This is a genomic window from Micromonospora sp. NPDC049048, from assembly GCF_043197615.1.
In the GTDB taxonomy this organism is placed as follows: domain Bacteria; phylum Actinomycetota; class Actinomycetes; order Mycobacteriales; family Micromonosporaceae; genus Micromonospora.
Window position 1 is genome coordinate 632,870 of sequence record NZ_JBICTM010000002.1, and the last position, 21,417, is coordinate 654,286.

Annotated in this window: 14 protein-coding genes and 1 pseudogene; 3 read left to right on the forward strand and 12 right to left on the reverse strand. The window is 70.0% G+C overall.

The features are described 5' to 3' along the window. Nucleotides 1-99 precede the first annotated feature (99 nt). From ACGFIG_RS08330 to ACGFIG_RS08360, 7 genes are all read right to left on the reverse strand, one after another. Complete coding sequence (locus tag ACGFIG_RS08330) at nt 100-1,011, reverse strand: thiopeptide-type bacteriocin biosynthesis protein (RefSeq protein WP_069089169.1); 912 nt, start codon at nt 1,009-1,011, stop codon at nt 100-102. 13 nt (nt 1,012-1,024) lie between these two features. Further along, nucleotides 1,025-2,101, reverse strand: a complete 1,077-nt coding sequence (locus ACGFIG_RS08335; protein WP_043325490.1) for a lanthionine synthetase C family protein — start codon at nt 2,099-2,101, stop codon at nt 1,025-1,027. Further along, entirely contained in the window at nt 2,098-4,839 is a 2,742-nt protein-coding gene (locus ACGFIG_RS08340; RefSeq protein ID WP_064448554.1) for a lantibiotic dehydratase, read from the reverse strand. Before ACGFIG_RS08340 ends, ACGFIG_RS08335 begins: the two co-directional genes overlap by 4 nt. 68 nt (nt 4,840-4,907) lie before the next feature. Continuing rightward, nucleotides 4,908-5,045, reverse strand: a complete 138-nt coding sequence (locus ACGFIG_RS08345) for an FxLD family lanthipeptide (RefSeq protein ID WP_082159628.1) — start codon at nt 5,043-5,045, stop codon at nt 4,908-4,910. Nucleotides 5,046-5,068: 23 nt separating this feature from the next. Then, entirely contained in the window at nt 5,069-6,307 is a 1,239-nt protein-coding gene (gene fxlM, locus ACGFIG_RS08350; RefSeq protein WP_043330488.1) for a methyltransferase, FxLD system, read from the reverse strand. A 432-nt stretch (nt 6,308-6,739) separates the two neighbouring features. Next, a complete protein-coding gene (locus ACGFIG_RS08355; protein WP_046569670.1) occupies nt 6,740-7,282 on the reverse strand; it encodes a flavoprotein in 543 nt (180 codons plus the stop codon). After that, nucleotides 7,279-8,751 (reverse strand): helix-turn-helix transcriptional regulator, encoded by a 1,473-nt coding sequence (locus tag ACGFIG_RS08360; protein WP_051611166.1) that lies wholly within the window; start codon nt 8,749-8,751, stop codon nt 7,279-7,281. The genes ACGFIG_RS08355 and ACGFIG_RS08360 overlap by 4 nt, the downstream gene beginning before the upstream one ends. Nucleotides 8,752-9,097: 346 nt before the next feature. Here ACGFIG_RS08360 and ACGFIG_RS08365 point away from each other — a divergent pair, with 346 nt between their 5' ends. Together ACGFIG_RS08365 and ACGFIG_RS08370 are read left to right on the forward strand one after the other, a co-directional pair. Next, entirely contained in the window at nt 9,098-9,445 is a 348-nt protein-coding gene (locus ACGFIG_RS08365) for a hypothetical protein (protein ID WP_091113588.1), read from the forward strand. Nucleotides 9,446-9,450: 5 nt separating this feature from the next. Then, on the forward strand, nt 9,451-9,900 hold the full coding sequence (locus ACGFIG_RS08370; RefSeq protein WP_124778772.1) for a hypothetical protein: 450 nt from the start codon (nt 9,451-9,453) through the stop codon (nt 9,898-9,900). Nucleotides 9,901-10,322: 422 nt separating this feature from the next. Here the strand turns inward: ACGFIG_RS08370 and ACGFIG_RS08375 are convergent, their stop codons facing one another. Further along, a complete protein-coding gene (locus ACGFIG_RS08375) occupies nt 10,323-13,775 on the reverse strand; it encodes a M28 family peptidase (RefSeq protein ID WP_393000510.1) in 3,453 nt (1,150 codons plus the stop codon). Between the two features lie 287 nt (nt 13,776-14,062). Here ACGFIG_RS08375 and ACGFIG_RS08380 point away from each other — a divergent pair. Beyond that, nucleotides 14,063-16,717 (forward strand): annotated as a pseudogene (locus ACGFIG_RS08380) (LuxR C-terminal-related transcriptional regulator); the annotation flags it as partial. Here ACGFIG_RS08380 and ACGFIG_RS08385 read toward each other — a convergent pair. From ACGFIG_RS08385 to ACGFIG_RS08400, 4 genes are all read right to left on the reverse strand, one after another. Further along, nucleotides 16,703-16,822: an IS3 family transposase gene (locus ACGFIG_RS08385; RefSeq protein ID WP_223201434.1), complete on the reverse strand. Its 120-nt coding sequence runs from the start codon at nt 16,820-16,822 to the stop codon at nt 16,703-16,705. The pseudogene ACGFIG_RS08380 and the gene ACGFIG_RS08385 overlap by 15 nt on opposite strands. A 993-nt stretch (nt 16,823-17,815) precedes the next feature. Then, nucleotides 17,816-19,231, reverse strand: a complete 1,416-nt coding sequence (locus tag ACGFIG_RS08390; protein ID WP_393000512.1) for an alpha/beta hydrolase — start codon at nt 19,229-19,231, stop codon at nt 17,816-17,818. Nucleotides 19,232-19,570: 339 nt separating this feature from the next. Further along, entirely contained in the window at nt 19,571-20,773 is a 1,203-nt protein-coding gene (locus ACGFIG_RS08395) for a hypothetical protein (protein WP_393000514.1), read from the reverse strand. 34 nt (nt 20,774-20,807) lie between these two features. Further along, the gene (locus tag ACGFIG_RS08400; protein WP_393000516.1) at nt 20,808-21,341 is read right to left on the reverse strand and encodes a SigE family RNA polymerase sigma factor; all 534 of its coding nucleotides are present in this window, start codon (nt 21,339-21,341) and stop codon (nt 20,808-20,810) included. Between the last annotated feature and the right edge of the window lie 76 nt (nt 21,342-21,417).

The following is a 21,417-nucleotide window of genomic DNA, read 5'->3' on the forward strand; positions in this document are numbered from 1 at the left end:
CACTTCGGACGCCAAGGCCAGGATCGACCGAAGCGGTTCAACCATCACGCACCAGCACTTTACTTGGGGCCGGACGATGTGTCCGGCCCCGCCAGCGCTTCACGACCATTGGGCACTAGCCCCCTCTGTGAGGAGTCTGCTGTGTCTTGAACTTGCAAGCGCCGCGCGACTGGGCGCATCGACCTCTGTTGGCGGTACCGCAGATGGTGGTACGGGTTCGACCGGGCGTGGCCACTGCTCGCCTGGCGGCACGGGGGCACGGCCGAAGATGGCTTCCGCGGCTGCTTGGGCGAGGACGGCCTGGGTTGTGGCGGGTATCCCGATCCGGTTCCAGTGGAAGATCACGTGCTCTGCGATCACGGCGCGTAGCCCACGGGTGAGTTTTCCTGTGTCGCGTAGGTGGCGGAGGGCTGTGCCGGCGTTCTCGAAGGCGGTCTGCCAGTCGCTGGTGGTGCGGGTGGTGCCGAGTTGCAGGTGACGGACCTTGCCGGTGAAGGCTTCCCAGGTGGCGGGGTCGGCGGCGGGGGGCCAGGTGCGGTGTTCCAGGCGGTGTCGGGCGACTCGCGCCCATACGTCGCCTTGTTCGTTGAGGTCGAGTCCGGTGGCGCGCATGAGTGCCGTGCACAGGATGAGGGAGCGTTCCCGTCGGTCTGCCGGCTGATGGTGAAGGTAGGTGAGGAGGTGGCGGCTGTCGTGGTGGAACAGGGTGTGTGCGGTGTCCATCGCGTCGGGGCCGCCGAAGGCGTGGATCTCGGGTTCGTAGATGTCGCTGGTCCAGGCGCGCGTTCCGGTGAGCAGGTCGTGTACCGGGCCGGGGTCGGTGTCGGGCGTGGTGGGCAGGTAGCGGATGCGCCACGGTCCTTTGCGGATGAACCACCAGGAGGTGATGAGGCCGGCGGTCTCGGCGGCGGGTAGGACGCGGTGGAGGTGGGGTATCGCGTGTTGTTCGCGTTCGTGGCGGCTCTGGCCAGGGTAGGTGATGTTCACCTGTTGCCAGGGGGTCTCCTTCATGGCGGGCCTTTCGTCAGCTGAGTAGGAGGCAGGCGTCCCACGAGGTTGAGGTTGTGGAGGCTGCGGCCAGGGCGTGACCGGCTGTGCCGTCAAGTAGTCCGGTGGGTTCGTCCGCGGCGGGGGTGGCGTGCAGGTGGAGGCGGGTCAGTGGGGCGAGGGGTGTCGGGGTGAGTGCGTCGGCGGCGATGCGCCGGCCGGTGGCGAGGAGGCCGGCGGTGCCGTGGCAGAGGCTGCGGTCGGTGAGACGGCGGATCTGTGCGGGGTCGTTCACGCAGGTGGTGAACGCCGTCTCGGCGAGGAGCTGCCGGGCGGTGTCGTGCAGGGCGAGGGCGGCCAGTTGTTGGGCGCGGGCGATTCCGGGGGTGCCGTAGCACCAGGAGGGGCGTAGTGGGTGTTGTTGTGCGGGTGCGCCGTGGTGCAGGTCGTCGAGGGTGAGGGTCTGCGGCCACCAGATGGTGTCGGCGGTGTGCTGCTGCCAGGTGTCCAGCCATCGGCATATCCGCAGGATCGCCTCGGTGTGTCCGTCGACGGTGATGCCGGCGCGGTGGGTGAGGGCGAGTAGCGCGAGTGGGCCGGTGATGCCGTGGGCGATCCCGTGGTTGGCGTGGCCTCCTGGTGGTGGTGGCTGGTGTCGGTCGGGTCCGTTCGCGCACCACCAGCCGGGGAGGTCGTTGACCGGTTCGGTGAGCCGGACCAGGTAGGTGAGTACCTGGCGGAGCAGGTCGTGGTCGCCGAGGCGGTGCAGGGCGACGCCGAGGCCGGTCAGGCCGCGGATGAGGTCGTACTCGGCGTAGTGGGGCCGCTGGTGGGAGTCGATGCGGCGGTGGGCGGCGTGCAGCCGTCGGCGGGTGACCGTGGCGGTCCCGGTGGCGGCGATCGATCGTGCTCGGGTGAGGCCGGGTTGGTTGGGGGTGGCGAGGACGAAGGCGAGTGCGGGTGCGCCGTAGAAGAGGCTGGCGCCTGCGGCGATGCTGACGCCGTTGGCGGTGGCGGCCCGCAGTGCCGCGTGGGCGGCGGGCCGGTTGCCGGTTTCCAGGTGTAGAAGGGCGACGCCGGCCGCCCCTTCGGCGAGGGACTGTGCTGCGGTCACGGCGTCGCCTGGCGGGTGCGGGCGACGGCGCGGGCCAGGCGGAGGCAGTGCCGTTCGGAGGCGGGGTCGACGCCGATCATGCGGGCGTGGTGCAGGTGCAGAATGTCGGTCAGTACCTGGTCGAGGTCGAGGTTGTCGGCGTGGGCCAGTGTCCGGTAGGTGGCCAGTGCCTTGTCCAGGTCGTCGTCGCGGTAGGGGGTGCGGGCGAGGTCGAGCTGGACGGGTTCGAGTCGGGGGCCGCGGTGGTGGGGGACGTGTTCGGCGAGCCAACGCGGCCCGTCGCCGGTGAAGGCGTCCGCGATGGCGATCATCGTGGCGGCGGTGCTGGCCTGGCGGTCGCCGGTCAGCCGCTGCAGGGTGGCGCGGGAGTCAGCGGCGAAGACCGCTTCGGCGGCGGTGAGGGTGGGGCCGGTGCCGTGGCGGGTCTCGGGCCGGTAGGTGCGCAGGCTGTAGTCGTGCAGGACGCGTTTGTGCTCCAGTTGTTGCGCCCATTCGGCGAGGCATGCGGCGGTGGCAGCGAAGGTGGTGTCCTGGAGTGGGATGCGTAGCCGCAGGTGGGGCTCGGGGTCCGGGTACCGGAGGAACCACCAGCCCGCCGCCGGGAGGTTGCCGGTCCGGTGGGCGAGGTCGGTGAGGATGTCGTCGGCCCGGCCGTACAGGCGGGCCTCCAACCACGGTGACTGGCCGGGCCGATGCTGTTGTGCGGTCACGGCCCGCGCTGGTCGGCTCGGGTGGGTGGCCGGACGGGTGTGCGCGAGGGTGAGGAGGAGTTCGGCGGGTCGGCCGCCGATCCAGCCGGCCGGGCCGGGAGCCTCGGTGAGGGTGGTGCGGGCGTGCCGGTCGACGTGCCGGCGCAGCACTGCCAGGTGGGTGTTGTCGTTCAGGTCCAGACGTACCTGCACGTCGTCGGCGCCGACCAGGACCTCGTCCGGGAGCCGGTGCTGTTCACGGTATCGCTGCCAGGCGTCGCGCCAGTGGGACCATGCCAGGGTGCGGGCGGGGAGCGCGGTCCGGTCGATGGTCCAGCGGGCGGGGTGCACGATGCTGCGTCCGCGTCGCAGGCGTGGCAGGAACGGCAGGCTACGCGCGTGCCCCCAGTCGAATCGGCTGCACGGAGCCGTCCACGCCGTCCAGATCTCGGTCAGGAACCGCATCAGGGGCTGCTGGAGGTCGGGTAGCAGCACGCTGTTGAGCAGCAGCGGCTCGACCGGTCGCCCGGAGGTCCGCGACACCAGCCACAGCCGCTGGCCGTCGCCGGTCACCGCGAGGTCCGCGAGCGTCCACGGCGGGTCCGGGTGGAAGTCGCCGACGGGCAGGACGGGCAGCACCGCAGGTGTCCGGGCGACCGCGGCCAAGCGGGCATCCAGCGGCGGGCCGGACAGTTGCACCGTGTCCGCGCCGGGCAGGGCGGTCGGCAGGTTCCGGTAGACGTGCTGGAACGACGCCAGCTCGGCGGGAGAAAGCAGGTGCAGGAACCGGCCGGCGGCGACCCCGGCGTGGCGGGCTCCGCTGACCACCGTCAACGTGAACGCGCCTCGGTCCAGGTCCTGTGGGGTCGCGGCGGCGAGGGTGAACCGTAGTTCGGTGTGTGGGATCGGCGGCCGGTCGTCATCTCCTCGTAGGCGGCCTGTCAGCTCGTCGTCGAGGATCACCTCCGTACAGTCATTCAGCGCCGACTGCTGGGCGAGCTGCGCGAGGAGCCGGTCGCGGGCGGTGAACACCGCAGGTACACGCCGGGTGGAACCCCGGTATCCGGCGGGAAAGCCCAGAACGTTCAGGACGTCGCGTAACGGCACGGCCGCGCCCGGGCCCCACCGCTGAATGAACGCGCCGTGGTATTCCGCCCATCCCGGCAGGGGCGCTGCCACCGCCACCAGCGTCGACGCGGCACGGGCCGCCTCGTGGAGCACCGCCGGTGGCAGCGTCACCGAGGCGTCGACACGCAGGTCGACCGCGACCCGGTCGCCGGGATCGGGCATCGGGACGTGACGGGCCAGGTGGGAGGCCGGGTCGGTGACAGTCGTCGCCGGCCGCAGCGCCGACAGCAGGACACCCGCCTGGACGAGCGACGCCAACATCCGTTCGGCCGCCCCGGTAGCGGCGGGCAGCGGCCCGGCGACCCGGGCGGCGAGGTCACCGAACATGACCGGGGAACGCGCCGCGCGGATCGCCGCCCGCACCGGCCTGGTCAGACGGATCTCTATGTCCCACCTGCGGTCGCCGTCGCCGCGCAGGCAGGGCAGCACCCACACCTCGCCGCGCTGGTACCCCACCGAGTTCGTCACCACCGCGACGTCGCGCAGCGCCGCCAGGTCCTGCTCGGCGCGCCCGGTGTGCTCGGCGACGAACGTCCCGTCAGGGCGGGTCACCACCTGATGCGCCTCGCCCCACCGAACCGATGCGCGGGCGCCGAACTCGACCGGAGCCACCCCGGCGAAGGTGCCGAACGGTGTCGCCCGGGTGGTCCACCTCAGCAGGTACCGGACCGTCGAGTCGACCATGCGCCCGAACCGGCGGTCGGTGGTCGGCGCACTGGCCACGGTCCGGGTGATCTGTTCGGCCAACTGGGGTGTGGCAGCGGCGACGGCGGTGGCGAATCCCGGCAGCGCCCACACTGCGGCCAGCCACTGCCGCCACTGCTCGGGCTGATCCGTCGTCAGGTCGGGCCACGCGGGCAGGGTCAGACCGCTGGGGTAGGCGGCAACTCTGATCAGCGCCGCACCGGCCGTGGGGAACATGAACGCACCCTCGAAGACGGGGGCCCGGCGCTGGAGACGCCGGGCCCGGGGTGGATCGTCAGGGACGGTTACTTGCTGCCGCCGGAACAGGCGTTCGAGCCCGTGTTGCCCGAGCCGCAGCCGTCGTCGGTGCTGGTGGCGTACCCGCTGGCAGCGGGGCCGGCGTCCACCAGGGTGATGTCCAGGTCGAACTCCTCGAGTTCCATGGTCTCCACTCGCGTGTTCCTTCCTATGCGGAGGTGAAGGTGAGGACGAGGCGACTGTGTCGCTTGTCCAGCACCGTCCCGGCCGGCAGGGCGCCGTCGGGAGTACCTGCGGGTAGGACGTGCAGCACCGGAGAGGGCTCGCCAGCGTCCACCCACGCGCGCATGTGCCCGGCCATCCGTCCCGCCGCCGCGGCGGCGTCGGGCCCGTGAGCGCAGGCGCCGAGGTCGAACGTGTCGTCGGTCCAGCGCAGCGTCGACCGGTAGGAGAACGTCCCCTCGTGCAGGGCGGCGGGCGTACCGAACCGCCAGGCAGGGGCGACGATGCCGGCGTCGACGGCCTCCTGCTGCGCCGAGAGCACCACGAACTGGTCGACCTCATCGGCGAGGCGGGCCGCCAGCCACAGGTCCAGGTCGGCCAGGACGCTACGAGGCGGCAGGCCCACCCCTGCCCATGCCTGCTCCTGCGGCTGCGACAGCAGCCCACCGACCGATTCCGGGTCGACCTGCTGGCCCTCATCCAGCCGCAGGTGGACACCGGCGGCGATGTCGACATACCGCATCTCGTGGGCTCCGGTGCCCCGCATCGCCACGAACCCGCAGAGGCGCTGGCTGTGGCTGACCAGCCGGTCACCGACCCGGCGCAGCGCCCACGACCGGGTCATCCCGAACGTCCGTAGCGGCACCACCAGCACGCCGTCCTCGGCGAGCTGCGCGATCCACGCCGCGGGGATGTCCCACGCCCCGGCCGTCACGATGATCAGGTCGTAGCAGCGCCCCAGGTCGATCGGCTGCTCCGCGTCCGCGCACACCACGCTGACATCGCCGTAACCTGCCACCGCCAGACACGCCACCGCCCGCTCGGTCACCTCCGGGTCGATGTCCACGGTCGTGACCGAACCCGACGGCCCGACCAGCTCGCGCAGCAGCGACGCGTTGTAGCCGCCCGATCCGATCTCCAGCACGTGCCGGCCGTGCAGGCCACCGGTGAGGGCGTCAGCCGCCTGCCCGAGCATCTCCGCGATCAGCCACGGCGCGGACACCGAACTGACGGTCTCATCACCGAGCCGCTTGGTGACGACCGCGGTGTCGCTGCGGTACGCCTCCTCCATCGGGACACCCGGCGTGTACAGCTCGCGGGGAACCACCCGCAGTGCCGCCTCGACCTCGGGCCGCATCGTCAGCCCCTTGGCCGCATGGTCAGCGACCAGCTGGTCGACCATCGCGTCACGGAGGTCGTCGCTGCTCATCGTGTCGACGCTCATGTGCGCGTCACTCTCCTGTTCGTCAGGACCGCCGCCGTTGCGGACGGCCCGCACTTTCCGTTATCCGCCAAGGACGAACACGGCCTCAGACGCCCGAGGACTGTTCCCCTGCTGGGCAGGACGCAGGCCGAACTCACCGGGTGCCCAACCGGCAAGGCGACGCAAGGCGGCCCGGGTTCGATCAAGCCGCAGTCAACGTGAGGTCCGAGCCGTCCCGGCCACCAGCGGTCCCGGATTCCTCGGCAGCGGCGAGAAACTGCGGTACAGGGTCACACGGATCAACTCCCCTCGGGTTGGGCGGTGCCGGGGACCCCTGAGCGGCGGGCGCCGAGCGGTCATGTCCACCACTCAACGCCGGTCTGACCGTGTCGAACACCCTCGACACGGGATTTCGACACGGTCAGACCGGCCCCAGCGCCTCTCGGGGGCCGACTACGACAGGCGGGCGGACAGCCTGTGGAGTTCGTCGAGGATCACGTTCCAGCGGAAGGGCTGATCGTCGTGAGCTGGTCGCAGCGCCTCGGTGGCGGTGAGGCGTACGCCGTGGTCGGCGAGGAGCCGCAGGTGGGCGTCGAACGCGGGGTGGCGGGCGAGGGTGGGTTTGACGTACGGGGAGACGATGATCGGCATGCCTGCGCCGAGAGCTTCGTTGAGGATGCCGAGGGCCAGACTGTCGTTGATGCCGGTGGCCCACTTGTTGATGGTGTTGAACGTCGCCGGAACGACCGCGACGGCATCGGCGCGTGGCAGGACGCTCGGTTCGTCAGGATGCCGCTGCCGGTAGCTGACGGGCCTGCCCGTAACGGCGGCCAGCCGATCGTTGGGAAGCCAGGTGTGCGCGGTTTCGGTCGCGATGACGTACACATCCCAGCCGTCGCGCCGCACCGCCTCGACCAGCTCGACGATGCGGCGGGCCGGTGGCGCGGCACAGACCACCAGGTAGAGCAGACGGGCATTCGCGGATCCGGACGTCACGCGGCGATTCCGGCGCGTTCGGCGAGTGCCCGCAGGCCGGGGGTGACGGCGCGCCGCTCACGGGTGAGCAGGTCGCCGATCAGATGGCGCGTCCGGCCGTGCACGTGCACCGTCTGCGGCGCGATGCGTTCGGCTTCGAGCAGGTGCAGCACGGCTGCGGGATCGTTGCCGGGCGAGCAGGCGTAGGCGGCGGCGAGGTCGAGGTGGACCCGGGCGCGGCGGCTCACCAGGGCCGCCGGCAGCGACGAGGTGTCGAGCTGTTCTCCAAGGTGGATCGCCAGCTGAGGCTGGTCCGTTCGGGCGGCGATGCTGATGCGGTGGATCATCACGTTCGTCGGACCGAACCCGGTCCACAGGTCGTTACGATCGGCGCCGAGCCGCCGGGCCAGGGCGTTCGCGTCGTCGAGGTGCCGCTCGACAGCGGCGGGCTGGGCCTGCCGGGCGGCGATCAGCGCCGCGAGCAGAGTCAACGCCCCGTGGGCCGACAGGACACGCGGACCCGTCGACGCGGAGTCCCTCGTGTCCGTCACACCATCGAGAGCGGCCAGCACCACCTCCTCGGCATCGCCGACGCGGTCCGGCATCGCCAGCAGCGCAGTACCCACCGAGAACGCCGCCGCAGCGACGAGCGCAACATCCTCGGCCTGCTCGGCGGCGACACGAGCGGCACGGTCCGCCGCCACCCAGGCAAGGCTGGGATCGCCGAGTTTCACGGTGAGTTTGGCGGCGGCGAGATTCGCCGCCGCCAGCGACCCGACGGCCAGGGCGCGCTGCGTGCCGGTGCAGGTCCGGGTCAACAGGTTCGCCTGCTCGAACGTGTCGGGCAACGCCCGGACCGCCTCGGCATAGTTGCCACGCTGGTAAAGGCTATGGAGATGGGCCACCCGCTGACGGACCTCCGAAAGCGTGAGAGGCTCGACCGGCTGTTTCGGTGCGGCAGGTGCGAGCAGGTGCCGGCGCAGCTCGGCCAGCAGTCGCGACCTGGCATCGTGGTCGGCTTCCTCGCCACGGCCTGCTACCGCGTTGACGACTGAGACCTGCCCGGTTCGTGTGGTGCGGCCCGCCTCCGGGCGCTCGCCGTGGAACCGGTCCGGCGGGCGTCGATTGTCGCCGACTTCGCCGTACCTTTCGCCTGTGGCCTCGCCGGCTGCCATCACCGCCTCGGGTACCGCTCCCCACCGCGCCCGCTGTGCCGCCTCGGCCTGCTGTGCCTGGAACCGGGACTGGAGGTGTCGGTAGGCGTCGTAGGCGGCGAGTAGCTCGCCCTGGGCGTCCAGCAGGGTGTCGCACTGCAGCCAGAAGATCCGGTCCACGACCTGCCGGCCCCGCTCGACCATTCCCAGGGTGCTGCGCGTCGTGTGCACCTGGCGTGCGAGGGCTTCCTGAATGAGTCCCCTCGACCTACGCAGGGCGGCGAGCTTACGGCCGAGATCGTCCCTGGCCTGTTGAAGATCCTGGCGATCAATCATGGGCTCGCCTTTCCGTTCGCATCGACCTGCGTCGAGCCGACTGTTGCGGCGCCCCGACGCACGGCGATTCGACGTTAGCGGATCGCACGCGACCTGGGCGTGGAGCTGGTGCGAATGGCGTGCCGGCCTGGCAGAGAGGGCGCCTGTGTCGAAAACCGGGAGGAGCGGGGTTGGCACCTCGAACGTCAGCCACGATCACGGCGGAACACACTTCAGCCATCCCCACTCCCGGCCCAACGGGCACGGCAACCTCAGCCTGCCGCCGTCACCGACAGACACCCCGGACACGATGTGCGAGTTCGGTGGGCATCGGCCCTCTTCGACGAGCGCGGAAGAGCGTGCGGTGATGCCCATAAAGGGCGCGCGGCGCCAGCCCTGCCGCAAGGGCTTTCGGCGGTTCAGTAGCCCCACCGGTGCCGGACGCGGGTTTCGCGTACCGGGATTTCGGGGTGGGGACTTCGGGTTCGTCGCCTACGCCGACACCGACACCGCCCAGGACGTCCTGGTCCGCGTTGTCGGTGGCGACACCGACCCGGGAGCCCAGACCGCCCCCCTCGCACGCGCCCGCGAGTTGTGGTGGCTCTCCCGCGCCGTACGGGCCAAGTACACCGCCATCTCCCGCGCCGTGCCGCTGCTGCTCGCCGGGTACGCCGGCGCCGCCACCACCGCAGCCCTGGCGATCTGGGCCCGGTGACCACGATGACCGCGACCACCACCCTCGTCGTGCAGGACCCCGTCGACGCCTACGAACTGTTCGCCCACGCCCGCACCGTGCTCAGGCTGCCCCTGGACGGCCGATGGCACCTGGTCGACCACGGCCGCGTCCACATGCTGCAAACCCTGCCCGGACAGGGCGCACCGGCCCTGGCCAGCGTGCACCTCCCCGTCGACGGCAGCCGGCACCCCGGCGAGCCCCACGCCGGCATCCCCGGCGGCTACGCCCTGCTCGCCTTCACCACCGACGGCGGCGACACCAACAGGACCCAGCGCCGGCACCGCGACCTCGCCGGCCAGGCTAGTGCGTGGCTGACCCACCGACGGCTTCGCTGGACCTGGTCACACGCCGACGGGCCCTTCACGACCAACCACGCCGATCTTGCGACCAGGGGCCAAATAGTTGATCTTTTTGGGGGTCTGCGCGGTCCCTGATCGCTGCCACGGTGGTTGACCGCTGTGAGTCGATCTCCTCTGAGCATCGGCGAGCTGGTCGAGCACTGGACCCTTGTCCCTGCTGAGCTGGACCTGGTTGCGTCCAAGCATGGCGAGATACGGCCGGGTTCGCGCTGTTGCGGAGGTTCTACGACCGGTACGGCCGCTTCCCGCGAGGTTGGGCAGATCTGCGCCCGGAGGCGATGGACTTCGCCTCTCGCCAGGTCAAGGCGGAGCCGGGTTACTTGGCGTTCTACGGAGACCAGGGCCAGCGGATCCATCACACCCCCAATCGGCTAGATCAACCCGACAACGCACCCAGAATCCAATCCACGGATTCAGGCTAAGGTCCGGTCCGGCAGCGGAACAGGGGCGCAGGACCTGCGGCAGGGTGGGGCGAGCGCCCCACCCTGCCGTTGAACTCAGCCGATCTGCAGGGTCACGTCGTCCAGCACGAAGCTGGTCTGCAGGTAGGCGTCCTCGGTGCCGGTGAAGGTCAGCGTGACCGTCTGGCCGGCGTACGCGCCGAGGTTGACGGTGCGCTGCGTGTAGCCCGTGGCAGCGTTCATGTTGGACAGCGACGCCACGGTGGTGCCGTTGGCCTTGATCGTGAACACGTCGTAGGCGAGCGCCCCGTACTCGTTCGTGTCGATGTGCAGCCAGTAGGTCAGTACCGCACTGGTGCAGCCCGACGGGATGGTGACGGTCTGGCTGATGGCCTCGGTCGCGGTGTAGCCGTATCCGCCGAGCCACGCGTACCGGGTGCCGCTGCGCGGCACCTGCCCGATAGAGGTGCCGATCGCGCCGGTGGAGCCGGTCCACGGCGAGGTGCCGCTTTCGAACCCGCCGTTGAGGATCAGCTGGGCGGCGGTGCAGCCGCCCGGTCCGCCGGTCACGGTCAGCGTGTACGTGGTGCTGTGCGACACCGACCCCGTGCCGGTGATGGTGATGGTGTAGGTGCCGCCGGCCACCGACGAGCCGACCGCGATGGTGGCGGTCGACGAGCTGCCGGAGGTGACCGACGACGGGCTGAACGAGACCGTTACGCCCGTGGGGGCGCCGCTGGCGGTCAGGGTCACCGTCTGGGCGCTGCCCGAGGTGGTGGCGGTGCCGACGGTGGTCGTGGTGCTGGACCCCGCGTTCACGGTGCCCGACGAGGGGCTGGCCGAGATCGAGAAGTCGTTGGTCGGCGTCGAGGTGCCGACCGCCCGGTTCCACAGCGTGTAGGCGATGCCGTCGGCAGCCCGGTTCAGCGCGGTGGCGTCGATGTTGCTGAGGGTGTCGCACGAGGAGTGGTAGCAGGAGTCGTAGGACTGACCGGCCGTGCCGCCCCACTTCGACGCCTGGGCCGACGTCTTGGTGGCGCTGGCGCCCATCGCGTAACCGGAGGTCGGGATGCCCGCGTTCTGGAACGAGTAGTCGTCGGAACGGCCCTGGCCCTCGACGTTCTCCTCCGGCTGCAGGCTGAGGGAGTCCCAGTACGCCTTCATCGGCTGCGACGCGGTCGAGGTGATGTTGTTGATGAAGTAGCCGCCGTTCTTCGACGCGATCATGTCGAAGTTGTAGTAGGCCTTGATCGCCGTTCGCTGGGTACTGGTCAGCGAGTTGACGTAGAACTTGGAGCCGTTGAGGCCCTGTTCCTCGTCGGTCCACCAGCCGAAGCGGACCTTGTTCAGCATGGTCGGGTTCTGCGCGGCCAGCGCGAGGGCGACCTCGAGCAGCGCCGCCGAGCCGGAGCCGTTGTCGTTGATGCCCGGACCGACCGAGACGCCGTCCAGGTGGGCGCCGAACATGTAGACGTTGCTCGCGTTACCGCCCGGCCACTCGGCGATCAGGTTCGGGCCTGCACCGCTGGTGCAGCCGGAGGTGCAGGGCTGCTCGGTGACGGTGAAGCCGGCGGCCTGCAGCTTGCCCTTGACGTACGCCACCGACTGCAGGTAGCCCTGGCCGGTCGAGCGGCGGGTGCCGCCGTTGTTGGTGGCGATGGTGCTGAGCTGTGTCAGGTGCGCCTGCACGTTGGCGACGTCGATGTCCGGCGCGGTGCCACCGGGGGTGCCGCCGTTGACCGTGAGCGTGTACTGCGCGGTGTGGGTGATCGAACCGGTGCCGGTCACGGTGATGGTGTACGTGCCCGCAGCCGCACTGGAGGTGGTCGCCACCGTCATCGTGGAGCTGTTGCCCGACGTCACCGACGTCGGGCTGAACGACACGGTGACCCCCGACGGGGCACCCGAGGAGGTCAGCGACACGGTCTGCGCGCTGCCGGAGACGGTCGCGGTGTTGACCGTCGCGGTGACCGAGGAGCCCGCGTTGACGCTGCCCGAGGTGGGGCTGACCGAGACGGAGAAGTCGGTGCTGGAACCGGTGCAGGTCGGGTCGCCGGTCTGGGCCGGGACCGCGACCGCGTTCCACGCGTCCTTGGTCCGGTTGAACAGGACGCACGAGGAGTCCAGGTTCTTCGCGGCGGTCAGGGTCGCGGTGCGGTACTTCTTGTGGGTCATGCCGGAGGTCTTCAGCAGCATGCCGCCGTAGAAGATCTTTCCGGCGGACTGGATGCCCACGCCGGTGACCGACGACGGGCCGCCCGAGCAGATGGGGCTGTTCGGCTTGCCGCCGCCCGGCGCGCTGCCCTCGGCGAGCAGGTAGAACCAGTGGTTGAGCGGACCTGCGGCCGCGTGTACCTCCGTGTTCGGGATCGACGAGGAGTAGCAGTTCGGGTGGCCGCCGACCAGCGAGGGGTTGTACATGTTGCGGATCGGGCCGTCGCCGACGAGGTCGATCTCCTCACCGACCAGGTAGTCGGGTTCGTCGTAGGCGCTGGACTGGTTGGCGTATGCCTCGGTCAGGGCGCCGAAGATGTCGCCGGTGGCTTCGCCGAGGCCGGCTTCGGAGCTGGTGCCGCCGGGGGTGTTCTGGTCCATGCCGTGGCCGAACTCGTGACCCACCACATCCATCGAGGAGATCCAGTTGCCTGCCGAGTTCTTGCCGATCGTGATCGTCGAGCCGTCCCAGTAGGCGTTCTGCTCGTTCAGGCCGACCTTGATCGGCCAGCTGCCGCCGTTGCCGTTGTGCCCGTTGCGGCCCAGCCAGGCCGACAGCATGTCCCATTCCTTCTGCGCCGAGTACACCGCGTCGACGCAGCCGGTCTCCTTGCTTGTGCCCACTCCGTTGCCCCAGCTGTCGTCGGCGCCGGAGAAGACGGTGCTGGTGCTGTAGTCCTGGCAGTTCAGGCCGGTGCGCGTGGTGTCGCGCAGGTAGTACGTGCTGCCCGACTGCGACGTGGTGATCGACAGTGGGCTGGGCCCGTTCCACTTGCCGGTGCCGGAACCGGCCGCGGCGTCCTCCTGCTTGGCCAGCACCTGGCCGTTGCGCGCGTCCACGAAGACATGCAGGTGGCTGGGCGCCGAGGCGGTGCGCCCGGCGACGACGACCTCCCACGCGAGTCGCGCGGTGCTGTCCTTGACGTGCACCACGAGGGTGCGCGACTCGACCTGGTCGACCTTGGTGAGCAGGCCCTTGGCGGTCTGCTCGGCGCGGTCGGCGGCGACCGTCGGCACGACGGAGACGTTGATCTTCGTCTTGGTGGCGGCCGAGATCGCCCGGATGGCGCCCCGGCCGTCGGCGAGTACGGCGGCGTCGCCGCCGACCACCGGCAGGCCCCGGTAGGTGCGCTCGTAGGCAATGGAGAACAGGCCGTCCACCCACGGGATCACCATGCGACGGTCGTACTGCTCGAAGGGGCCTTTCGCCAGCGCGTCGTGACCGCCGTCGGCAGCGCGGTCGGCTGCAGAGATCGCCAGCGACAGCGGGCTCTGCGCAACCGTGGGTGTAGGGGGCGGGGTGGCTGCGGTCGACTGGGTGGCCACCCCGGTCACGGTGCCCAGGGTAAGCGCAACCGCGACAGCGGCCGCCATGGCAGTTCTTCGATACATCGCAATCCTCCCGCCGAGATGGGTTGAGGGGTGTGGCAGCAGGGCCCGTGTTGATGGGATCTCCGGCAACCGGTGACAGCTCGGCTTTGGCGATGACACTAGGAACGGCGGAGGCTGGCCGAAATCAGGGCAACCCCTTGCTCTGGTGCGCGAAGGACCGTCGGGCGCACTATGATCCGGTGCCAGATTCTGCGACGGCAGTGAATGCGCATCAGGGGGCCACCGGCACCATGCTGCCGGTGGTACCGGGCGTCGTGCGCGGCGCCCGTCGGGTGGTGCTGTTCGGTCCGCCCGGGATCGGCAAGACCGCTGCGGCCGGTGTACTCGGGCAGCAGCTGGGCATGCCTGTCCTAAGGCTGGCTCCGAGCCCACAGGACGCCCAGGTCCCCTACACCGGACTGCTCGAACTCGCACTGGCCCTCCAACCGCTGCCGGCCGCGCGGGAACTCGCGACCGGAATCGACAAGGCCGTCGGAGTGCCGGGCTCTGCCGATCCCGCCGGGACCGCTCTACGGCTGCGCCGGTTGACCGCCACCCTGCTGCTGGACACCCCGCCTCTGACACTGGTGGTGGACAACGCCCAGTGGCTGGATACGGCCAGCGCGGCCGTCTTGCGTTGGGCACTGCGCCTGGCTCCCGACCTTCCCGTCATAGCCGCAGAGCGAATCTGGCGCCCGGGGAGCGAAGGCCACTGGTGCGGCGAGGACCCCTGTGCGGTACGCATCCCGGCGCTGACACCCGATCAGGTCGCAACCCTGCTGTCGCCGTACCGGCTAACCCCCTACGAGGTCACGCAGACCCACATCCGCAGCGGAGGGAACCCGGCCCTAGCCCTCGCATTCGCCGGGGCCCGCAGCCGCGCCACCGACCTGCCGGCCGCTCAGGGTCTCGTAGACGACCTGGTCCTGCCGCCGGCCGCCCGCCGACTGGTGAACGAATGGCTGGGCACTGTGTCGGCCGAAGTTCAGGAACTGTTGACGGTCGCCGCACTCGACGACCGGCCCGACCGCGAACTGCTGAGCCGCCTCGCCGGCCCGCCCGCCGACAACCTTCTCGCAGAGGCCGAGGCAGCCGGACTGATCAACATCGGGCCGGCCGACGGGAAGATCCGGTTCGCCGCCTCCGCGATCGGTGCCGAACTCGCGGCCCGACCGCCGGTCGCCACACGCAGGCTCCTGCACGCCCGCCTGGCCGAAGCCAGCCGCGACAGCATCCGCCGCGACCGTCACACCACGCTGGCGGCCGACACCAACGACCCGCAGTCGGCCGACTGCGCCGACCGCGCCGCCGCCCGCGCCCGGCTGCGCGGAGAACCCGCACTAGCGGCCGAGCTCTCCCTGCTCGCCGCCGAACGTACCCCGGAGACCGACGCCGACCTGCTCACCGAACGGGCGCTGACCGCCGTACGCGACGCCGCCCACAACGGCGACCTGCCCCGCGGCCAGGCCGCCGTCCGCCTCGTCCTGCACCACGACAGCAGCCCCGCCAACCGCGTCAACGCCCTCATCTCCCTGATCGACTCAGGCGGACAGCACCTGCACAACGGCGACAAGCTGTTCGCCGACGCACTTCACGAAGCGGCCGGACATCCGGACCTGACCGCGCAGATCCTCATCCGCCAGGCGATCTGGGCCAACGTCAACGGCGATCCCGACCGGGCGTGCGCCCAGGCTGCCCGGGCCGCCAGCCTCGCCCGGAGCGCTGGCGACACCGCCACCACCGCCATGGCCCTCACGATGCAGGCCCGCATCCAACGCATCCTCGGCCGCCCCCAAGCCGAGACCACGCTCGGCCACGCCCTGTCCCTGCCACGCAGCACTCACATCCCCGTCAACGCCAGGCCCGAACAGCTCTCCGCCCGGCACGCCATCTTCGACGACCGTCTGGACGAAGCCCGCAGCGCACTGCTGCCTCTGCTCGTCGAAGCCGAGCGGACCGGAGACGCCGAAGCCACCGTGGATGTCCTGCGCAGCCTCGCCGAAGTCGAGATCCGCGCCGGACGGTGCGGACTGGCCCTCGACTACGCCGGCCGCGCCCTGTCGCTTACCGACAGAGCCGCCTTGGACCCCGCACCAACGTGCTACACCTCCGCCCTGGTCGAGGGCACCGCCTCGTGCACCGACTCCGCCCTCGCTCACGCACGCCGCGGGGCGGACACCTCCCGCCGGGAGGACAACAAAGTCTTCCTCTCCCGAAACCTCTTCGTCCTCGGACATCTTCTCCTGGTCACCGGGCGTCCGAAAGAAGCCCTGGAGGCGCTGGAAGAGGTCCGTACGCTTGAGAAGCGCCAGCAGGTCCGCGACCCGTCCGTCCTGCGCTGGCACGCCGACCTCGCCCAAGCCCTCATCTCCCTCGGCTACCTCGACCAAGCCCGCAAACTGCTGACCGATACCCGTCGCACCGCGACTGATCTAGATAGAAGCTGCGTCCTCCCCGTGCTCGACCGCTCCCAGGCACTCCTGGAAGCCACCCTGGGCAACTACGATGCGGCCGCCGACCTCCTCACCGCAGCAGCCGACCACCTCCGCCACCTGCCCATCGAACACGGTCGAACCCTCCTGGCCCTCAGCCACACCGAACGACGCGGACGCCGACGCGCCAGCGCCCGCACCGCGGCGCAGAGCGCCGCCGACCTCTTCAGCACGCACCAGGCACACCCCTGGATCGAAGCCGCCACCCGCACCCTCCACCAACTGGAGCCCGTCCCCGCGCACAGCAGTACGCTCCCCTGCCTCACCTCCGCCGAACAGCGCTGCGTCGAGCTCGCCGCCAGCGGAGCGACCAACCGCGACATCGCCACCGCCCTCACCATCAGTGTCAAAACAGTCGAAGCAAACCTCACCCGCGTCTACCGGAAGCTCGGCATCCACTCACGCGTCCAACTCGCGCACCTTGCAGCCCTGACGGCAGCGCCGGCAGAAGCCCTGCAGCCCGGCCTGGCGCATCAGCCTGGCAACGCGTTTGCGCCCACTTCCGACTCCGGTGCCCAGGCGTAACTCGGCGTGCGGCGTAAAGGAGCGGGTTGGGCGAGGATCGCACGTGCTTCCCCGGACAGCATCCTCGCTACGTCAAGTCGCAAAATGCCGTGACGAGGATTTAGAATCGAGAAAGTTGACACAAAAAGCAACAGAGGCGGCCGGTTTGCTACTGTAACCGCCAGCAACGGAGCGCAGCAGCTATCCAATGCGACCAACAAACAGAGGTAATGAACGGCTGAATCGCAGGCAGTCGGCCTACCGACATGCATAGATGACGGTCTTAGGAAACCGATGCTCTATCCCCTGAGCTACGAGGGCGCGAGGGCCTAGTCTAGCGACCTGGGGGTTCACCTGGGGTGGCAGGGAGTGGCCTGCGTTCACCCGCGTCACCCGGACCCGTGTTCTCCCAGCCCAGGACCACACCCGGAGCACACAAATCCCGGTATGCGACCGGCGGTCGGCCACGGTGACCCGCGCTGGCACCGGTTCACCCGGGTTGCCATCCGCTGGAGCACACACCGCGCACCATCGAAGATCAACGACGTTCCGTCCGCATGCCCACAGTCGGCGCCGCCACCGGAGACCAGGGAGCGCTCACCCTCGGGGTCGCTCGGACCCGCCGCGAATCTGACCATGATGACCCCCAAGCGTCCGCACATGGCGCCCCTCTGTGTCAAGAGGCTGCGGCGAGGGTTGTTCTAGGCTGGGGTGTTGCGGGTCCGGAAAGTGACTTCTCCGAAGAGCCGGCATGGGGATGTGAGCTGGTCACGCTGGAGTCAGTAGTCGTCTCCCGTTGTCCTCCCGGGCCCGTCGCTGTGGCCGTCGTGGCGTCGTCGATCTGGGATGCGGCCGGTGACCGCTGGGTGCCCCCCAGGGGCAACGTCCGGATCTACGTCGGTACGTCCGTGGCCCACACGCCGCTGCACGCCAACGTCCAGATCCGTTGATTCGACGAACTGGCGCGAGGGCTCCGATGGAGCCGCCACGGGGCGACCGGGATGATGCCTAGAGCGGACGAGAGATCCGGCCGGACAAGCGATTCGTCTGCTCGTCGAGGGTCGGGCGGTCGCCCTCGCCCACCCGCACCGAACCATCCGTTGGAACCTCGGGGATCGGCGTCCCCTCACACTCAGCTCCCCGTTTCGGCAGCCTTCCGTTCAGCAGGTAGTCGTCGATGGCGGCGTCGACGCAGGCGTTGGTGCCGTGGACGACGTGGTAGCCATCGCGGGGAACGCTGAGGAGCCGGTGCCCGAGCAGGTCCGCCATCGCCCGACCGCCCTCGTACGGCGTTTGCGGGTCGAACTCCTCCTGCACGACCAGCCCCGTCGGGTAGCCGCTGCGCCGCAGCTTCACCAGCGGCTCGACACGCTCCACCGAGCCGAAGGTGCACTCACGCGGAGAAACCGCCGAAGCACCCCAGCCGTAGGGAAAGTGCTCGGAGAAGTAGCGCATGTCCGCGTAGTACACCTCGAGGTCGGCGGGCCATTCGGCCTCGCAGTTGACTGCCTCCCAGACGCCGTTGCTGGTCGGCGGCGGGTCGGCCTGGATCTCTTGCTGAAGATCCAACGCCCGGTCCAGGTCACCCGGCACGTCCGAGGGCGTCTCGACCTGCTGACGCAGCCGGCTCGCCGTCGCCGCGAAGAAGTCCCAGTACCCAACCTCGTTGGTGGCCCCGATGAGGCCGTCGAACGCGGTGCCGTCGTACACGGAATAATCCTGCTCGATCGGGTGCTCCTCCAGCTTTGCCCGGGTCCGCTCGATCGTGGCGTGCACCTGCGACCGGGTGGTGCCCAGCCCGTAGGTTTCGTTGCGCTCAGCCACCCACGTCATCCAGGCGTCGGCGGTCCTGCGTTGGGCGATCGCCTGCTGCTTCCACGCCTCCCGCCATATCCATTGCGGGTGGATCGCGGAGTCCAGGACGTTGCGGTTCAGTCGCTTCGGAAAAAGCGTGCCGTAGACGGCCGTCACGTACGTGCCGTAGGACTTCCCCATCAGGTTCAGCTGACGCTCACCCAGGACCGCGCGGACGATGTCGAGATCTCGGGCGTTGTTGGCGGTGGTGAAGTAGGGACGCCGGGCACCGTCCGCGCGCTCGCATTGCTGATCACGCCTGCGGAACTCCTCGGTGTACGCCCGCATCTGCGCGTCGGTGAAGCGGGTCTTGCCGTACAACTGCACGTTCGTGCCCTCGCAGAGCAGAGGCTGCGACCGCCCGACGCCGCGCGGGTTGTAACCGATGATGTCGTACCGCGCCGACAGCGCCTCGTACGCCGGGTCCTCCGACGCGTAGATTCCCTGCCCGCCCGGCCCCCCGGGTACCTCGACCAGTACGCCGAGCCGGCTCGGCTGATCGCTCGCCAGGCGCCGGGAGAGCTCGACGGTCTCCCGGGGACCGTCCGGCCGCCGGTAGTCCAACGGCACCCGCACAGTTGTGCATTCCACCACCGGGGACGCGCTCTCGACACGGGGAAGCGCGGACGCCGAAGCATCCGGTGACCGCCTCGGTGGCACCGGCGGGCGGGGGCAGGGTCCCCACGCAGGACGCTGCGCGTAGAACCCCGCCAGTCCGACCGGCACCGCGTCGGACTTCGGCGTGGTGTTCGCCGCGGCGGGAGGCACCACCGGTACGCACAGAGCCGCTGTTGCCGTGGCAATCAGGCCGGCCTTTGCTCTCCGCCTCATCCCAAACCTTCATTCTTTGCGGTAGGAGCGCTGAAACGGTCCTGCGGAACAGCACCGTCGTGGTGCCGGTGCTGGCCGTCATGGCCGCAGGGCGGTCACGGCCGGAGTCCAGGTCGACTCGTCCTCGACGTCGGCGACCGTGATCCCCTTGGCGATCTTCTCCAGCTCGGCCCGCGGCAACGTGCTACCGCGCCCAGCGGTGCTGACCTCGAGGACGACTGTGCCGTCGGCGCTCCAGATTTGGCAGAAGCTGCCGACCAGCGAGCCGTGGTGTCCGGAGCCGCCGTCCCGCACGCGCCGGTCGGCTACGTCGGAGCACTTCGTCACACCGGGCTCCGGCGTCTGGTCCGCGCTGCTACTGGGGATGACGGAGATGTGGAACCCGTCTTTGATGCCACCCTCGGTCGCGTCGTACGGTGCGGTCAGTCCAGTGGTGGGCACGGCGGACTTGGTGTACGTCGCGCCGCCGTAGTCGCCGGCGCGGGCCGTAGCGATGCCGCCCAGGCCCGCCGTGGTGTGGGTGCCGATCTGCAACGGCACGTAACCGTCCGGCAGGTAGCCCACCGTGAAGGGCACCAGGGCCGGCGTCGGCCTGCTGGGCTTCAGGCCTTCGACCAGGCCGCCCAGCTCCTCGAAGCTCGGCGTGGCCTTGTCGTCGGAGTACGACGTGACAGCCGCCCAGGCGTTGTCGGCGTACTCCCAGGCGAAGAGCTTGTTGCCGCCATCCACCGGACGTTGCGGGTCAAGGCCGACCGGCAGCGTCGCCTGCACGGCCCTGCGCCCGGCCACGGTGACGTTCGTGCCATCCTTGATCTTGGCGGGGTCGAAGGCACCGGGCCGGTAGACGGTTAGGTATGCCCAGAGGGCCGGCTTCCCGTTTTCCCTGTTCCGCAAGAACGCGTCGCCCTGCTCCTCCACCTCCTGGCGGGTCATGGGCTTGTCGTTCGAGGTGTGACGGTCGGAGTAGACCGAGGCGATCTGGTACGCGGTGGACGCGACGATCGGGTCCTGCACATGCAGGGTGCCGGCGTCGTACCCGGTGAAGGTGAAGGTGAACGGCTCGGCGTCGGGCCACTCGGCCCCGGCCGGCTTGGACGCCGCCGCCCCGGCCACGACCGGCGCGGCCGGGGAGCTCTGCTCGGCACCTAGGGTCGGTACCACGAACGCACCAGCGACCACGGCCACGACCAGGCCCGCCGCGCCGGCCGACGCGAAAGCGGCCCGACGGCGGCGCTCAGCCCGCCGCCCTGCCGTGATGATGTCGTCGATGCTGCGGGACATCGGCGGCTCATTGCCCGTTACCGCGTCCACGAGATCATGCAACCGCATGGGTGAACTCCTTTATCGATGGTCCAATGAGATCGGTACGTTCGCCGCCGAGTGACTCGCGCAGCTTCGCCAGGCCACGGGAGACCTGACTCTTGGCCGTGCCCACCGTGCAGTTCAAGACGCTGGCGGTGTCCTCCAGGCTCAGATCCAGGTAGTGCCGGAGCACAACTGCGGCTCGCTGCCGAGGTGGCACCGCGTCAAGCGCCGCCCGCAGGCGCATTCGCTCGTCGGTCGCACCAGCGGGGTCGCGCAGCGCGATGTCCGGCATGGCATCCCCGGCCGACCGCTCGCGTCGCCACGGCCGACGGGTCTCGTCGACCGCGGCCCGGTAGACCATGGTCTTGACGTAGAGATCGGGCCGGTCCAGCTTCCGCCAGCGGGGATAGAGCTTGACCAGAGCGTTGGCCACGGCGTCCTCCGCCGCGTGCCAGTCGCCGCAGGTCACGTACGCCAGCTTGCGCAGTGACGCCATTTCTGACGTCACGAACTCGCGGAATGCTTGCTCGTCTTCGGCTATCAAGTGCACTGCCTCCTCGTGACGGAGGTAGAACGGAACCGCCCACCCGGAAAGTTGCACCACTCGAAGAAGTGGGCGG

Coding starts and splice junctions, on each gene's coding strand:
- ACGFIG_RS08330 (WP_069089169.1), bottom strand. CDS start 1,011: ATGAAGGAGACCCCCTGGCAACAGGTGAACATCACCTACCCTGGCCAG.
- ACGFIG_RS08340 (WP_064448554.1), bottom strand. CDS start 4,839: ATGTTCCCCACGGCCGGTGCGGCGCTGATCAGAGTTGCCGCCTACCCC.
- ACGFIG_RS08345 (WP_082159628.1), bottom strand. CDS start 5,045: ATGGAACTCGAGGAGTTCGACCTGGACATCACCCTGGTGGACGCCGGC.
- fxlM (WP_043330488.1), bottom strand. CDS start 6,307: ATGAGCGTCGACACGATGAGCAGCGACGACCTCCGTGACGCGATGGTC.
- ACGFIG_RS08360 (WP_051611166.1), bottom strand. CDS start 8,751: ATGATTGATCGCCAGGATCTTCAACAGGCCAGGGACGATCTCGGCCGT.
- ACGFIG_RS08365 (WP_091113588.1), top strand. CDS start 9,098: ATGCCCATAAAGGGCGCGCGGCGCCAGCCCTGCCGCAAGGGCTTTCGG.
- ACGFIG_RS08370 (WP_124778772.1), top strand. CDS start 9,451: ATGACCGCGACCACCACCCTCGTCGTGCAGGACCCCGTCGACGCCTAC.
- ACGFIG_RS08395 (WP_393000514.1), bottom strand. CDS start 20,773: ATGTCCCGCAGCATCGACGACATCATCACGGCAGGGCGGCGGGCTGAG.